11 protein-coding genes are annotated in these 16,684 nt (G+C 37.8%); 9 read left to right on the top strand and 2 right to left on the bottom strand.

What is annotated here, in order from left to right; all coding sequences use genetic code 11:
• Nucleotides 1-179: 179 nt before the first annotated feature.
• Nucleotides 180-1,163: a 6-phosphofructokinase gene (pfkA, locus tag NMS_RS10490; RefSeq protein WP_041496667.1), complete on the bottom strand. Its 984-nt coding sequence runs from the start codon at nucleotides 1,161-1,163 to the stop codon at nucleotides 180-182.
• A gap of 120 nt (nucleotides 1,164-1,283) precedes the next feature.
• Here pfkA and NMS_RS10485 point away from each other — a divergent pair, with 120 nt between their 5' ends.
• From NMS_RS10485 to NMS_RS10450, 7 genes are all read left to right on the top strand, one after another.
• Entirely contained in the window at nucleotides 1,284-3,014 is a 1,731-nt protein-coding gene (locus NMS_RS10485; RefSeq protein WP_041496666.1) for a sodium:solute symporter family protein, read from the top strand.
• Between the two features lie 148 nt (nucleotides 3,015-3,162).
• Nucleotides 3,163-3,960 (top strand): pentapeptide repeat-containing protein, encoded by a 798-nt coding sequence (locus tag NMS_RS10480; RefSeq protein WP_158449001.1) that lies wholly within the window; start codon nucleotides 3,163-3,165, stop codon nucleotides 3,958-3,960.
• A gap of 628 nt (nucleotides 3,961-4,588) precedes the next feature.
• Complete coding sequence (locus tag NMS_RS10470) at nucleotides 4,589-5,062, top strand: hypothetical protein (protein ID WP_041496661.1); 474 nt, start codon at nucleotides 4,589-4,591, stop codon at nucleotides 5,060-5,062.
• Nucleotides 5,063-5,644: 582 nt separating this feature from the next.
• A complete protein-coding gene (locus NMS_RS10465; RefSeq protein ID WP_041496659.1) occupies nucleotides 5,645-6,058 on the top strand; it encodes a DMP19 family protein in 414 nt (137 codons plus the stop codon).
• A 150-nt stretch (nucleotides 6,059-6,208) separates the two neighbouring features.
• Nucleotides 6,209-7,021 carry a leucine-rich repeat domain-containing protein gene (locus tag NMS_RS10460; protein ID WP_041496658.1) on the top strand — a complete coding sequence of 271 codons (813 nt, stop codon included), beginning with the start codon at nucleotides 6,209-6,211 and terminating at the stop codon, nucleotides 7,019-7,021.
• A 570-nt stretch (nucleotides 7,022-7,591) separates the two neighbouring features.
• The gene (locus NMS_RS10455; protein ID WP_041496657.1) at nucleotides 7,592-8,143 is read left to right on the top strand and encodes a hypothetical protein; all 552 of its coding nucleotides are present in this window, start codon (nucleotides 7,592-7,594) and stop codon (nucleotides 8,141-8,143) included.
• Nucleotides 8,144-8,735: 592 nt separating this feature from the next.
• On the top strand, nucleotides 8,736-10,238 hold the full coding sequence (locus tag NMS_RS10450) for a P-loop ATPase, Sll1717 family (protein WP_041496656.1): 1,503 nt from the start codon (nucleotides 8,736-8,738) through the stop codon (nucleotides 10,236-10,238).
• A 371-nt stretch (nucleotides 10,239-10,609) separates the two neighbouring features.
• Here NMS_RS10450 and NMS_RS10445 read toward each other — a convergent pair whose 3' ends face one another.
• Nucleotides 10,610-12,256: a B12-binding domain-containing radical SAM protein gene (locus tag NMS_RS10445; protein WP_231862384.1), complete on the bottom strand. Its 1,647-nt coding sequence runs from the start codon at nucleotides 12,254-12,256 to the stop codon at nucleotides 10,610-10,612.
• Nucleotides 12,257-12,818: 562 nt separating this feature from the next.
• Here NMS_RS10445 and NMS_RS10440 point away from each other — a divergent pair.
• Together NMS_RS10440 and katG are read left to right on the top strand one after the other, a co-directional pair.
• The gene (locus NMS_RS10440) at nucleotides 12,819-13,982 is read left to right on the top strand and encodes an alpha/beta hydrolase (protein WP_041496654.1); all 1,164 of its coding nucleotides are present in this window, start codon (nucleotides 12,819-12,821) and stop codon (nucleotides 13,980-13,982) included.
• Nucleotides 13,983-14,300: 318 nt separating this feature from the next.
• Nucleotides 14,301-16,598: a catalase/peroxidase HPI gene (gene katG / locus NMS_RS10430; RefSeq protein ID WP_041496651.1), complete on the top strand. Its 2,298-nt coding sequence runs from the start codon at nucleotides 14,301-14,303 to the stop codon at nucleotides 16,596-16,598.
• Nucleotides 16,599-16,684 lie beyond the last annotated feature (86 nt).

Raw genomic sequence — 16,684 nt, 5'->3', positions numbered from 1 at the left:
CGCTCTTCTTAAAATCTTTTTTCTAACTAAAACGCAAAATCAAAATGGCAGTTTTTACTTTTCGTTTTTCACTTTTCACTTTTCACTTTTCACTTTTCACTTTTCATTTTTCACTCTTCACTCTTCACTCTTCACTCTTCACTCTTCACTCTTCACTCTTCACTTTTCGTTTTTCACTTTTAAGTCGTCATGATATCACTCACACGTATCAATTCCTTATCAATATCTGTTTTTCCTTTGACAGCTTGATCCAGCGGGCAGAGTACAATTTTAGTATCCTGTATACCCACCATATAGTTAGATTTGCCTTCCATCAAGCTTTCTACTGCTTTAACTCCCATACGGCTCGCTAGGACTCGATCCCAACAGGATGGTGAGCCACCGCGTTGCATGTGACCTAAAACTGATACTCGAACTTCGTATTCTGGTAAATTTGCTTCTACATAATCCTTCAATTCAAAAACATTATCACCAGTTTTATCACCTTCTGCTACCACAACGATACTAGAAGACTTACCGGAAGCACGACTGCGTTTCAAACTCTCTAACAAACGGTCTTTACCTAAATTTTCTTCAGGAATCAAAATTTCTTCTGCTCCTGCTCCAACGCCTGCGTTCAGTGCAATGTTACCTACATCACGCCCCATTACTTCGACAAAAAAGAGTCGGTTATGGGAACTAGCGGTATCGCGTATTTTATCAATTGCATCCACTACCGTATTCAATGCGGTATCGTATCCTAAAGTCGAGCTGGTACCGTAAATGTCATTATCAATAGTTCCTGGGATTCCCATGACTGGAAAATCATTTTCGTCAGAGAAAATCATGGCTCCAGTGAAACTTCCATCACCACCTATAACGACTAATGCATCAAGTCCTTGTTCTTTTGCTTTCGCGAAAGCGGTATCACGTCCCTTTCTCGTCATAAACTCCTTAGATCGAGCGCTCTTCAAAATAGTACCGCCTTTATTGACAATATTATTGACGCTACGGGCATCCATAGACTTAAAATCACCCTCTATCAATCCTTGAAAACCACGGTAGATACCGATGCATTCCAATTCATGATAGGCACAAGTACGAACTACAGAACGTATCGCGGCATTCATCCCTGGAGAGTCACCACCAGAGGTCATCACACCTATTTTTTGCATTTTATTCATTCACTCTTTTTGACAATCTGCTAGCTAATCTATTAAAGAATCGTCATTGTAAGTTACGAATTCGTTTATATTTAGCATTCTATAAAAATTCAAACGTTTTCGTTAATAACTTTTCAGTGCATGGCTTTAGAATTTATTGATTTTGCGATTATTATCGCCTTTTTTGTGATTTCCCTAGTAGTAGGAATTATCGTCTCCCGTAAAAGCTCTCAAAGTGCCGATTCCTTTTTCCTTTCTGGTCGCAACATGCCCTGGTGGTTGTTAGGGGTATCTATGGTCGCTACCACCTTTGCTGCAGACACGCCTAACCTTGTGGCTGGTATTGTAAGGACTACTGGAGTGGCTGGAAACTGGGAATGGTGGGCGTTTCTATTGACAGGCATGCTGACCGTTTTTTTTTATGCGCGCTTGTGGCGCCGTAGCGGGATCACTACAGACCTAGAGTTTTATGAATTGAGGTATGACGGTAAAAGCGCCGCCTTTTTAAGAGGTTTTAGAGCAGTTTACCTGGGCGTGGTATTCAATGTCATTATCATGGGAACCGTTTGTCTTGCGGCCATTAAAATTGGTCATGTGATGTTTGGCTTTACCGCAGGTAGGACTCTAATTATTGCCAGTATAGTTACAGTGGCCTATTCACTTCTTGGTGGATTGAAAGGCGTATTGATTACTGACTTTATACAGTTCATCATTGCGATGGTAGGTTCCATCTGGGCGACTTGGTACATTCTGGATCTACCAGAAATAGGCGGCATGCAAAACCTGATCTCCCACCCTAACGTGATTTCTAAAATCAACTTGATGCCCGACTTTTCTAATACAGACCTACTCATGGCGATTTTTATTATTCCAATTGCTGTACAATGGTGGAGTACCTGGTATCCGGGAGCAGAGCCAGGCGGCGGCGGATACGTAGCACAACGCATGCTGGCGGCCAAAGATGAAAAAAATGCCACATGGGCGGTACTTTTTTTTAATCTGGCGCACTATGCGTTGCGACCTTGGCCATGGATCATTATTGGACTGGCGTCCTTGATTATTTACCCTAATTTAGATTCCTTAGCCGCCGCATTCCCTGGGCTGGGCAGCCAGTTCATACGTAATGACTTGAGTTATCCCGCCATGTTGACCTTTTTACCCGCAGGACTTTTAGGTCTGGTGGTCACGTCATTAGTAGCGGCATTTATGAGTACGATCTCCACCCATTTGAACTGGGGTTCCAGTTATGTGGTCAACGACTTTTACGCCCGCTTTATAAAACCTACAGCTACCGAAACTAACAAAATTGTGGTGGGTCGTGTTTCCATCGTGATCATGATGGTTCTTGCCGGCTTGCTTGCACTGGTCCTGGAAGAAGCAAAAGACGCTTTTGACCTAGTCATTCAAATAGGTGCTGGTTCTGGATTGTTGTTTATCCTGCGCTGGTTCTGGTACCGCATCAACCCGTGGTCAGAGATTACGGCTATGGGAGTTTCCTTTATAATGGCACTTGCCTTTTTTGTAAATGCCAGACTGGACGGCGCCTTATTTACAGATCTTGCCGGCTATGAGAAAATTTGTTTGAACGTACTGGTGACCAGCATTGCCTGGCTTTTAGTGACCTTTATGACCCAACCTACTAGTGCTGATACCCTAGCAAAATTCAACCAAGCCATCTTTGGCAAGGAATCTAAATTTCATAATTTCCAATTTAAAACCATTGCCTTTCTATTAGGTGTAGCAGGCGTTTACAGCTTGCTGTTTTCCATTGGAAAGCTCCTGTACGGTCAAACGATTATAGGTCTCGCCTTATTAGGATTTTTTCTAGCATGCGCCGGTGGTATTTTAGGATTGCGCAAGAAGTTATTTTAATGGGTTCGCTTTCGCGAAAGAGTGCTCGCGACAAGATTTTGCAGCTGTTATAGGAGCAGTATAATTGCACTTAACCTATGAAAATCTCCGGATAAAAAGTAGTTTTGAGTTTATATAACGAGTTGTGTGTAAGTTAAAAAAAACACTGTTGAAAGATAATACCAAAATTATAATATTTACTGCTCTTGCTTTTACTGGCGTTATTACGCTCCTAATATTGAATTCATTGGATTCACATTTTAGCTATCACGACATTCTTGTAGAATTCCACGGTTTAGTTTTTGACTTGTTTGTCTTTGGTATTTTAATAACTTTATACGATGCTTATAAAGACCGGAAGGATAGCAGACAAAGGGAAAGAACTAAGATTGAAAATGACGTTGAAAGATATAAGGAAGAATTGGATGATTTAAGAGGGTGGCGTAGCGACGAGGCTAAATTCAGAATACAAGGAATTGCTAAAAGACTTCTAAAGCTAAATGAATCTAAATTGGACTTATCAAATTGCCATTTGAAAACAACCTCAATAACCGATAATCTCACAAACTTTCATAATTGGAATTTTTCTGGAGCTGATTTGAGCTTGAACATTTTTATTGACAAGGATTTTCAAGATGTAAATTTTACAGGAGCCCAGTTTAATAATAGTAGTTTCGGCTTATGCAATTTGAAAGGTTGCAAATTTGACAAAGCCGAAATCGAAACATTGAATTTTAATAAGTGTGACTTAAGTTCTACAACGTTTGACTATTGCTTAATTAAATCACCTGGATGGTTTGAATTTTTGAAAACCAAGGAAAATATTGGGATATTAGAAGTAATTGAGAATCATACAATAGTCAAATTATCAAAAGTAAAAGATGATATGTATATGATATTTCATAAGGATAACCTTGAACAGAAATTGGAAGTAAACGGCAAATTATTTGAAATTGGTGCGAAATAACCTACACAAAACAACGGCTATAAATAATGCGGGATGCAGTGATTAACCCGAAAGAAATTGCTATTTTACGATGACCGCCAAAACCTTGTTTTGGCTCTTTGTTAAACCGAAAGAAAAGTGCGTGTTTGCGCCCGCACTACTACTCATAGCCACGACCGTTCAGGCCAATTGCCTGCGGCCGTAGCTCTCCGCTATGAAATTTTGAATCTAAGGCCTGGATTTCTAAACGATTCGAATGCGAGCATTGCAAAAACTAGTAATCAGTCCTAAAGACCTCAAAATTTCAAGACTCCCGATCTACTCTAGTGTCTTCCTCTCGCTCCTACCTCGCTCGTCGGAGACAGAAACAGTAAGGGGGTGAAACACCTGATCGAAGAATAGGTTTGTACTTGGCTAAGGCATTGCTTCCTCCACCAACTGGCACGAACAACGCATAATGCACATCAGGCAGTGCATTCCTCTCACTGTGCTCGTCGGATGTAGGATGCTCTACGCGAGGCTTCAATTCAATTACTTTACTATCTTCATCAAACAAAACCATTAAAAGACCAGGTAACATTTACCTGTGAGGGAACGCCTCAAACGCAATATACCTTTGCCGTTGGCAACAATTTAAACCAAACAAGATTTGAAAAGAATACAACCTGACTTTATCAATAATTTAGGAATAGGTGCTTTTGCATGTTTCTCATTACTTGAATTCTGTGGTTTAATCGAATACATTTTTAGAAATATTCTGATAATAAATAAAACGGACTCAATAATGATTTTATGGCTTCCTGAAATAGTGAGCCTTATCATATTTGTGTTTCTAATTGTATGGTTAATAAACAAGTTTAATCATCCAACTGAAATTGATCCTCGAAAAGTTCTGATTAAACTAATTGGAATGTTTTTCGGAATTATCACATTGCAGTTTTTATTTACATATTTCGGAACAGATTATTTGATGGAAAAATATCCAACGGAATTTGACTCATATATTGACAAAAGAAAGGGAAATTATGAATTACAAGGTTATATTGCTTTCATTCCGATTTTAAAATATGTGATTTTTGGAATTATATTATTGGGTAAAAAAACTGTTGCCAACAACGTATAACCGCAATTACGGCGGATTCGACTACGTCCGAATCCACTCGGAATTGTTATAGTCAGTTCTATACCTAAAAATTAACGCATATTAACCCGTAACTGACGGTTATACGAGACCGTTCAGGCCAATTGCCTACGGCCGTAGCTCTCCGCTATGAAATTTTGAATCTAAGGCCTGGATTTCTAAATCATTCGAAAGCGAGTATTGCCAAAACAATCCATCAATCAATAGGACCAAAAAATTTAAAGACTCCTGATCTACTCTAGTGTCTTCCTCTCGCTCCTACCTCGCTCGTCGGAGATAGAAACGGTAAGGGGGTGAAACACCTGATCGAAGAATAGGTTTGTACTTGGCTAAGGCATTGCTTCCTCCACCAACTGGCACGAACAATGCATAAAGCGCATCAGGCATTGCATTCCTCTCGCTGTGCTCGTCGGATGCAAGATGCTCCACGCGAGGCTACAATTCAATGACATTAACTATCTTCATCAAACAAAACTAATTAAGGCAAGGTAACAGCCAAACGTGGGGAACGCCTCACACGCATTATACCTTTGCCGTTGTAGTGCATTTAAAAAAACAAAACTTATGACAAGAGATGAAGCCCAAGATTCTTGGGAAAAAATTGTTGATTTAGGATTCTCGTATTACAATAAATTGAATCGAGAACAGCGAGTATGGTTTAATGTTGAACCTTTAACAACTGACGGATTATGGGATCATTATATAAATTACGGAGCGGACAAAAATGCCGATACCATTGAGGATTTGGAATATCTAAATTTTAGTTCGGTTGCAAACCAGTTACGAAAATTTAATAAAACCTATTTCCCTAATGGAGTTCCTGAAGGACCAGATGCCCGACAAGAAGAATTTGATAAATTTGATGAAGACCAACTGGAAGAAGATATTGAAAAAATGGATGATAGGTTCTGGAAAGTATCTGATGATTTGGAAAATGCTTTAGTCGAACATATCAACAATACAGGTATTGGAAAATAAAAATGCACTACAACAACATATAAAAACAATGCTTAAACCTGTTCTAAATCCAAACTTCCTGCTCGCTTGCTTGCTTAGCGGATTGTCCCGCGGACAATCACGCTCGCTGCTCGCACAGTTTTTATACGAGACGTTGTGCGTAATTAAAAAATGAGCGATATTACAATAGACAGATTTGAAAAAAAGCCAAAATTTATTTCTGATTTGGCAGATTTTGACAATTCTAAAACTGAATTGCATATTCGTGCGGACGTAAAAAACAGAAAGCTCTTGAACGAACTGAATATTGAAAAACTTTGGTTAATTGGAGCTAAAGAAAAAGACATCGAACAAATTTTTTCGCTTAATCAACCGAAATATGTGAGTCTTTATCAATTTCTTGCAAAAGACTTAAGTTGTTTAGAGAATTTAAATAAGTGTGAAACTCTAATAACGGAATGGAATGCAAAAGCGACTGAGCTTTGGAATATAGAATCTAATCCGAATTTGAAAAAATTAGCGATTAGAGATTATTACAAGATTTCAGACTTGTCAGCATTGGAGAAAGCGACTCAAATCAAAAGTTTATCATTAGATGGCGGAATAGATAAAAAGTTAAAAGTTGACAGCTTAAAAGTACTTTCTAAACTTCCTCAATTGGAATATTTGAGACTGACTAACATAAAAGTCGCAGAAGAATCTCTTGAACCAATTACAAATTTGAGAAATTTAAAAATACTCGAACTTTCGAATCAGTTTCCGACAAAAGAATATGCAAATCTTGCAGTCAAATTGACCAAAACGGAATGTTCAATGTTTCGACCTTATCACGAAGTCGAAATAAAAGATGAAAATGGAAATTTGGTTTATGATAGAATGATTATCGGAAAAAGAAAACCATTTCTTTTATCGACAAAAGACCAAACTCGAATTGAGAAATACGAAAAGGAATTTGAAAAACTAAAGAATAACTTCGCACAATAATGGCGATAAGTAATTGCTTGTTCTCGCCTACTTCTGAAAATCCTAACAGATTTTAAGTTTGGTCCGTACTCGCAAAGTTAAGTGCTAATCCACGCAACTACTCATAGCCGAGACCGTTCAGGCCAATTGCCTGCGGCCGTAGCTCTCCGCTATGAAATTTTGAATCTAAGGCCTGGATTTCTAAATCATTCAAAAGCGAGCAATGCCAAAACTAGTAATCAGTCCTAAGGACCACAAAATTTCAAGACTCCCGATCTACTCTAGTGTCTTCCTCTCGCTCCTACCCTCGCTCGTCGGAGACAGAAACTGCAAAGGTGTGAAAAGCCCGATTAATAATTAGGTCTGTACTTAGATAAGTCATCGCTTCCTCCACCAACAGTCATCAACTATGCATAATGCGCATCAGTCGTTCCAAATGCTCCACGCGAGGCTTTATTTCAATGACATTAACTATCTTCATCAAATAAAACCATTAAAAGGCAAGGTAACAACCAAATGTGAGGGAACGCCTCACACGCATTATACCTTTGCCGTTACAAGCAAGCTGAATGAGCAACTTACTCTGAATTTATGAATAGTAAAAAGTGGTGGAAAAATTACTACACAGAATTGAATTTAACTTTCGGAATCACTTGCATTTTTTGTGCTTTATACTTTTTTGCGCCAACTTTATTCACATTAAAAAGTTCACTGATTTCTAAAACTGGAGAAATAAAAAAAATAGAAACCTACTATACACAAATAGTCACAGACAGAGGTCTTCATAAAGTAAAAAGCACGAAATCTCAATTACAGTTGCAAATAATTGGACAGACACAAATCTATTCGCTAACTAAAAACATTGGATATGACTACCGAAATGAAAAATATGAAAACATAAAAAAATCATTACTTAATTCAAAAACAGTAAAAGTTTGGATAAAAAAAAATGAATCAAAAATATGGAACCCAGTAATATTTGAGATAGAAAAAGATGACGGAACAATTATATACGATATGAACGATGCGAAATCTGAATTATATTTCCTTTTCCCTTTTATGATAATACTTGGACTTTTTTCCTCAAGTATGTTTTTTAGACATAAATACCCAAAAAAGTTTAAAAAGATAATCGGAATTTAAAAAGCCAGCTTGTAACAACGCCCATGTTCATTACTAGGTCACTGCCGACTTACGAAAATCCTCGCGGATTTTCAGTTTGGTGCGTACTTGCAAAGTTAATTGCTAACCCACGCAACTACTCATCCGAGACCGTTCAGGCCAATTGCCTGCGGCCGTAGCTCTCCGCTATGAAATTTTGAATCTAAGGCCTGGATTTCTAAATCATTCGAAAGCGAGTATTGCCAAAATCAACAACCAATCACAAGGCTACAAAATTTCAAGACTCCCGATCTACTCTAGTGTCTTCCTCTCGCTCCTACCTCGCTCGTCGGAGACAGAAACGGCAAAGGTGTGAAACGCCTGATCGAAGAATAGGTTTGTACTTGGCTAAGGCTTTGCTTCCTCCACCAACTGGCACGAACAATGCATAATGCGCATCAGGCAGTGCATTCCTCTCGCTGTGCTCGTATGATGCAAGATGCTCCACGCGAGGCTTCTATTCAATAACATTAACTATCTTCATCAAACAAAACTAATTAAGGCAAGGTAACAGCCAAACGTGAGGGAACGCCTCACACGCATTATACCTTTGCTGTTGGGCTTAATTAATAATATGAAGAACTTAACAAGCATAAAATCAATCGGAGGAATTGATGCCGATAACGATGAACTTCTAATGAAGTGCTTCCAAAATCATGATTCGTATAATGAAATTAGAGATTTTGAAAAATTCATTGTTCTAGGAAGAAAAGGAACAGGTAAAACTGCAATTTTTAAAAAGTTTTTAAATAATAAGGATTATTCCTTTTTTAGTTTCGGCCATACCTTCTCAGATTATCCATGGCATTATCATGATAAACAAGCAAAGATTGGAGTACCAGATTTTGATAAATTTACTCACAGTTGGAAATATTTAATATTGATGAGTCTGTCAAAGATTTTATTAAATCAAGATCAAAGCTTGCCATATAATGATGAATCTCTCGACTATTTGTCTAAAATAGAAAGTTTTATAGTGGACACATATGGAACAAGAGATCCAGATGTTACACAAATTTTTACTCCTTCAAAAAAACTAAAATTTAAATCCAATTTCACGGTTGATTTAGCGCTAATAAAAGCTACAATGACCCCAGAAGGATTACCTATGGAGTATCTGCCTACGGTTATACAAGAGGTGAATTTAAATTTGATAGAATATATAATTGGTAGCTTAAATCCTGATAATTCTTACCATATATTGTTTGATCAATTAGATCTTGGATTTGATCCTAAAAATCCCGACTATAATAATAGAGTAATCGGACTATTACTGGCAGCGAAAGAAATAAATAGAATAGCTAAAGAAAATAATAAGAAGCTTTCTATTATAATCTTTCTTAGAGACGATATATACAATTCATTAAAATTTGAAGATAAAAATAAACTAACCCAATCTTCAACTACGGTAATTGAATGGGACAGACCAGGAAGTCATTCATTAAAAGAATTAATAGAAAGAAGACTTACCGAAAATCTGAAGGAAACACCTAACGAAGAAATTAAATGGGAACAAGTTTTCGATGAAAATCAACTAATGACTGGTAAGCAATCTAAATATAGTTATATAACTGATCGAACTTTTTTAAGACCAAGAGATGCAATTCAATTTTGCAATGAAATAATTAAATCTCATAACTTGAATGATGAAAGAGAAGGCATGATAACTAATAAAGAAATAAACTCTGCAAAAAACGATTATAGCAAGTATTTTTTAGATGAACTTGATGACGAGATTCATAAACATGTTCCAAAATATGAAAATATTCTAGAAATAATAAAAAGTATAGGTTACCACCAATTCGACATGGATGATTTTGATAATTCTATACAAAAGAAAAAATCTCTTTTTAGCGAAGAAATAGATACTTATGATTCATTGAAAAGCTTATTTGAATTCTCAATTATTGGATATTATAAAGCAGGTGGTAGTGGTTATGGTGGATCTGAATATATTTTTAAATATAAAAATACACGCGCGCAGTTTGAAGAAAGCGCAAAAACTTATAGGGTTCATCCAGGTTTAATAGATTTTCTTGGACTCAAAAGATCTACTAAGCCAAAGGAAATTAACTAAGCCCAACATCGGTTCACCGCAAATAACGGGTTGTGTGGTGAAAATGTTTATTTTAGAGACCAATTATTAATTGAACTAAGCCGACAAATCCGCGTCCTTAATCCCGCAACTTGCGGTAACCGAAACCGTCCAGGCCAATTGCCTGCGGCCGTAGCTCTCCGCTATGAAATTTTGAATCTAAGGATTGGTATTCTAAACCATTCGAACGTGTGCATTGCCAAAACAATCCGTCAATCAAAAGGACCACAAAATTTCAAGACTCCCGATCTACTCTAGTATCTACATCTCAATCGCCGAAAAGAAAAACGGCACACAAGGGCAATAAATGAAAATCATTGTTTCCTTGGGAAAGATTCCTTTCGTAAAATCATTTAGTTAGCTCCAACTTGGGATAAAACACTTTCGATAAGATCTTTTGGGTGACTGGTTTTAGGAACAGGAAAGTCAAACCAATTTTGTAAGCTCTCTTTAAATCCCAGTCCATTTAAATAATTATTTAATGCAAAGTTTAAACCCTTAGTGAATTTAGGGTGATCAGCTCCTTGGGCATCGATATGGTATAAATCGTTTTGAGCAAAGCCTTCAAAAACAGGTCCTGTTATTTCTATACCAAATTCCTGAGGGTCCTTGCCTATTGGACTGTGAACCGTTGTTGTGAATTGATGCCAAAATGCAGACTGAATACAGTTCCTCTCAAATAATTGCTTCACAACTTCTAAGGAATCTATAGTTTCCTGCTCGGTTTGCATTGGAAACCCGTACATCAGGTAGGCATGAACCATGATATTATTTTCAGAAAAGTTATGAGTGACTCTTGCCACTTGTGCTATATCAACTCCTTTTTTCATCTTAGCCAACAATCTATCTGAAGCTACTTCCAGTCCGCCGGTAACGGCTATACAACCTGATTTTTGCATTAATTGACATAATTCAAAATCAAATGTTTTTTCAAATCGAATGTTTGTCCACCAGGTGATGTTTACATTTCTTTCTATCAGTTGATTTGATAAGGCTCTCAACATTTTAGGCGGAGCAGCTTCATCAACAAAGTGAAAACCATTTATGCCTGTATCCTCAATTATTTTCTCAATTTTATCTACTAAAGCTTCAGCTGTTGTGTTTTGATAATTACCTATATAATCTAAACTCACATCACAAAATGAGCATTGTTTCCAATAACAACCGTGAGAAATAGTCAATTTATTCCATCTAGCATCCGTCCACATGCGATGCATTGGGTTGACCACATCTAAGAATGAAACATATTTATCAAATGGTAATCCGGAATAATCTGGAGCGGGCAGGTTTCTATGATGAAAAATGGTATTTGGAATTTTATTCTTGTAAACCACTTGACCGTTTTCTAGAACAAAGGTTCTTTCAAGTTCATCAATATCAATCACATCTTCTAAATACTTGACTATTTTTAGTAATGGCCCTTCTCCATCGTCCAATGAAATAAAGTCAATGAATTTGAAAATTCTGGAGTCCGTAAGCGAACGTAATTCTGTATTACAATACCCACCACCAAATGCAATTGGAATACCTGGAAAAAACTGTTTTATAAACTGAGAACAACGTAAGGCGGCAAACAGATTTCCAGGAAAAGGAATCGTAAAGCAAACTAAATCTGGAGTGTGCTCTTGAAGTTTCTCTTCTAGGATATTCATCATTTCATCCTCAATGAGTGTAGGTTGATACCTCATTAATTCATCCAATTGATCAAAGCTACTTGCTGCAGTAGCGATTTGCTCCGCATATTTAGTGAATGCGAAAAACTCATCGACATTCGCCTGAATAAAATCACCTATTTCTTCTATAAATAGGGTTCCATAATGCTTTGCTTTATCAATAATTCCTAGTTCCCCAGCTTCCCATTTAATTTGAGTGCTCACGTTTATTAATCGGTGGCCCAAGGGTAAAAAATCAGTTTCTAATATTTTATTTGCAGTTGTAATATCCTGCTTTTGAAGAAAGCCTATAACGATATCAACCCTTGATATATAAAGCTCTTTCATTGCACTAACATTTGGATAAAAATTATTACCCAAATCTGTTGCTTCTTTGAAAATGGAGCGAAGAAAATTACCAGAGAAAACTGAGGTGAATAACTCGATACTTAAATCACAATGAGAAAAAGATATATCATGTCCTTCAAGAAAACCTTTGAGATAAGCAGACGCCGGATAGGCTGTATTTAACTGAGTAAAAGGAGGTGTTATAAAAAGAACCTTAGATTGCTGCATCCTGCAAAGATAGAATTCAATGTAATGAACCTGACTGAATTTAAACTCTTTTGTACAACTGTACACACGTTCTTAATGAATTCTAGATATCACTCAGACACTTTAAGCGAGGTGGCTCTATATGCTGATTCAAAAATCATGAAGGCATATCTACAAGTCTCACTAACACTAATTTCGGTGGTAAAAATCTAGCATGGCGAACTTCCTCGCCAGACACGATTTTCATGTGATCATCTAAAAAAGCAGATGTTTTAGGGGTAGTTCCGCTTTCGCGAAAGCGATATTCGTAGCAATCTGAAAACCAATAATCTTCTTATATTAAAAAAAAAATAAAATGAAGCAGTTGTTTCAACTCAACACCGCACTTATCGCTATTCTCTTGTTGAGTTATTCAAGCATTTTTGCTCAGATCACCTTGAAAGTTACAGTTCGTAGTAGCGATATGCTTGCTGGAGATCAAATTTATGTTGCGGGAGATTTTAATAATTGGAATCCAAATAGTGATGAATATAGACTAGAAGAAAACGAAAATGGGTTCTATAGCCTATCCTTTTATCCATCATTAGGAGAACACGACTTTAAATTTACTAAAGGCAGCTGGAGCAATGTTGAAGTAGACAAAGACGGTCAGGATTTAGGTAATCGAAAATTTACATATTCTGGAAAACCTAAACAGATAGAGCTACACATATCCAATTGGAAAGATGCTCGAACTACTGCAGTGGATCCACCTAAAAATGTAACGATAATAAGCGAAGATTTTGACATTCCACAACTGGAGCGCAGCAGGAGGATTTGGGTGTACTTGCCGCCAGATTATGACGCTAGCAACAAATCATACCCAGTTTTATATATGCAGGACGGTCAAAATTTATTCGATGCTGCTACAAGTTATTCTGAAGAGTGGGAAATAGATGAGTCTTTAAATAAGATGTTTCAAGGTGGAGATCAAGGAGTGATAGTCGTGGGCATTGATAATGGCGGCAGTACTAGATTAGATGAATATTCCCCTTGGGTTAATTCTAATTATGGTGGCGGTGAGGGAGCATCTTATGTAAACTTTTTAGTAGAAACGCTAAAACCATATATTGACTCTAATTTCAGGACTAAACCAGACCGAACGAATACTGGGATTATGGGAAGCTCCATGGGTGGTTTGATCTCTTTTTATGCCGCCATAGAACGCCAAGATATTTTCAGCAAGGCAGGTGTTTTTTCTCCATCCTTCTGGTTTTCTGATCGGGTATATGATCACGTGCGCACGACAGGAAAAAATAATGACATGAGAATTGTACTTCTAGGAGGAGCTAAGGAAGGTGCTGGGTTAGTGCAAAATATTGACGATATGATCAAAACCTTACACAAAGCAGGTTTTGGTGAGCCCGAAATAAAGCGAGTAATCCTTCCAGATGGTGCACACAGCGAATGGTTCTGGCGTCGTGAATTTCCAGAAAGCTATATGTGGTTGTTCAATGAAAATAACCTTTCTCAAGATTGATAAAAAACCAGTTTATCTAGGAGCGTTCAATGACACTTTTAAAAATAATACTTCAAGGAATTTCGCTTTCGCGAAAGCGAACTCGTCACAAATTTATAGGTGTCAGAATTTCCTAAATACACATCAAATAGTTGAAAAAATTAAGCTAGAGATCAATTACTTGAAAATCTGTATCGTTGATCCATTCTTATAAAGTATTCCCAATAATGCTAGAAAGCTTTTATATGAAAGCTAAGCGGAATAAATTGTAGCATAACATCTTTAGGTCGACGCAATCATTTGCTGTCCATCCTTCTAAAAATTACAAAAACCCTTTTAATGAAAAATATTGAAAACCCAGAAGGTTTAGAAAAATGTCCATTTCGCGGCACCCGAATAGGCGGTGCCATAGGAACAGCTCCTAGAACGGACGACTGGTGGCCTAACCGCCTACAAGTTGAATTGCTACATCAGGAGCAACCCGTTTCCAACCCCTTAAGCGATGAAGACTACAAGACTGCATTTAATAACATAGACTTCAAACAATTAAAACAAGATATAAAAGAGGTTTTAATAGATTCCAAAGACTGGTGGCCTGCAGATTATAAAAATTATGGTCCCCAAATGATTCGCATGGCTTGGCACTCAGCAGGAACCTATCGTATCGCTGACGGCCGTGGAGGAGCAGCTCAAGGGATGCAACGATTCGCGCCCATCAACTCTTGGTGGGATAATGGTAATATTGACAAATCCAGACGTTTGATATGGCCTATAAAGAAAAAATATGGTGCTGCTCTATCTTGGGCTGATCTTATCGTTCTTACTGGAAACTGTTCTTTAGAAATTATGAACTTCCCAACTTTTGGTTTTGCTGGAGGTCGCCGTGATGCCTGGGAACCAGATCGTAGCACCTATTGGGGTCCAGAGTTTTGGAATGGCAAGCCATACGATGAATCCCCAACAGGCGGTAACCATTTAGGACATCCAGAAGAAATGGTAAATGAAAACCTGCGTTGGGTAGGTGGTCCTAAAGAAGATTATCATGATCTAGAAAATCCATTAGCAGCCACACACTCCAACTTAATTTATGTGAATCCTGAAGGCCCAGGCGGTAACATGGATCCTGTAGACTCTGCTAGAAACATTCGGGAATCTTTCAAGCGTATGGCCATGGATGATGAAGAAACAGTAGCACTCATAGCTGGAGGACATGCCTTTGGAAAAAGCCATGGTGCTGTACCTGCTGATAAAATTGGTGCTGCACCTGAAGCTGCTTCTATAGAAGCTCAAGGCTTTGGATGGCACAATCCAGTAGGAACAGGGAATGCAGAATACACCAGTACCAATGGTATTGAAGGTTCTTGGACTCCAAACCCAACTAATTGGGACAATGACTACCTCATCAACCTTTTTAAGTTTGATTGGGAACAAAAGAAAAGCCCTGCAGGTGCGGGTCAATGGACTCCCATCAATCCAGATGCTCCTAAAACACCTGATGCTCACATTGATGGTAAGATGGATGATTTAATGATGATGACTTCAGATATTGCTTTAAAAGTAGATCCTGCTTATCGTAAAGTGTGTGAAAAATTCATGAGTGATTTTGATTATTTTACAAACGCTTTCGCGAAAGCGTGGTTTAAATTGACACATCGCGACATGGGACCTAAAGACCGCTATTTAGGTCCTGAAGTACCACAAGAAGATTTACTATGGCAAGATCCAGTACCTGCCTGCAATCATGAGCTAGTAACCGATTTAGACATTGCAGATTTGAAAAATCAAATTCTTGCTAGTGATTTGAGCGTTTCTGCCTTGGTTTCTGCCGCATGGTCATCAGCTGCCGTCTACCGCCATTCAGATAAACGTGGTGGAGCTAACGGAGCAAGAATAGCATTAGAACCACAAAATAATTGGGAAATGAACCGCCCAACGGAGTTGAATCAGGTACTAGACACATTAAAAGAAATTCAAAGTAAATTCAATAGTAATCAGTCTGGAGATAAGCAAATTTCCCTAGCTGATCTAATAGTTTTAGGAGGTTGTACTGCCATTGAAAAAGCGGCGAATGATGCAGGTACGCACGTGCAAGTACCATTTACCCCAGGACGTATGGACACCACTCAAGAATTGACAGATGTGGAAAGCTTTGACTGGTTAAAACCGGTGTCCGATGGATTTAGGAATTATCACAATGACAAAGTAGGTTACCGAGTGTCTACAGAAAGAATATTCCTTGACAAGGCTCAATTACTGAATTTGAGCGCTCCTGAATGGACAGTGCTTACTGGCGGACTGAGAGTTTTAGATCAAAATTTTGATCACTCTAAACATGGAGTATTTACTGAACGTCCAGGCCAATTGACCAATGACTTCTTTCAAGTGCTCACAAGTATGGATTATGAATGGGTACCGAAAAGTTCTAGTAAACTATTGTTTGATATAAAAAATAGAGAAAATGGAGAAGCAAAATATACCGCTACCCGTTGCGACCTTATTTTTGGTTCAAATTCACAATTACGGAATATTGCTGAGGTCTATGCCGCTGATGATGGTCAGGAAAGATTTGTACATGACTTTGTCAAGGCATGGGATAAGGTCATGATGGCAGATCGGTATGACGTTAAGGACGACTAAATCGTGAAAGATTAAAGTTTTACAATTGCCCGATCTATAAGGATCGGGCAATGTTTCATCGCAGTATTTAGTGAATTATAAATCTC

Origin of the sequence: Nonlabens marinus S1-08 (assembly GCF_000831385.1) — a bacterium.
In the GTDB taxonomy this organism is placed as follows: domain Bacteria; phylum Bacteroidota; class Bacteroidia; order Flavobacteriales; family Flavobacteriaceae; genus Nonlabens; species Nonlabens marinus.
This window is presented reverse-complemented; position numbering and strand designations above follow the sequence as displayed.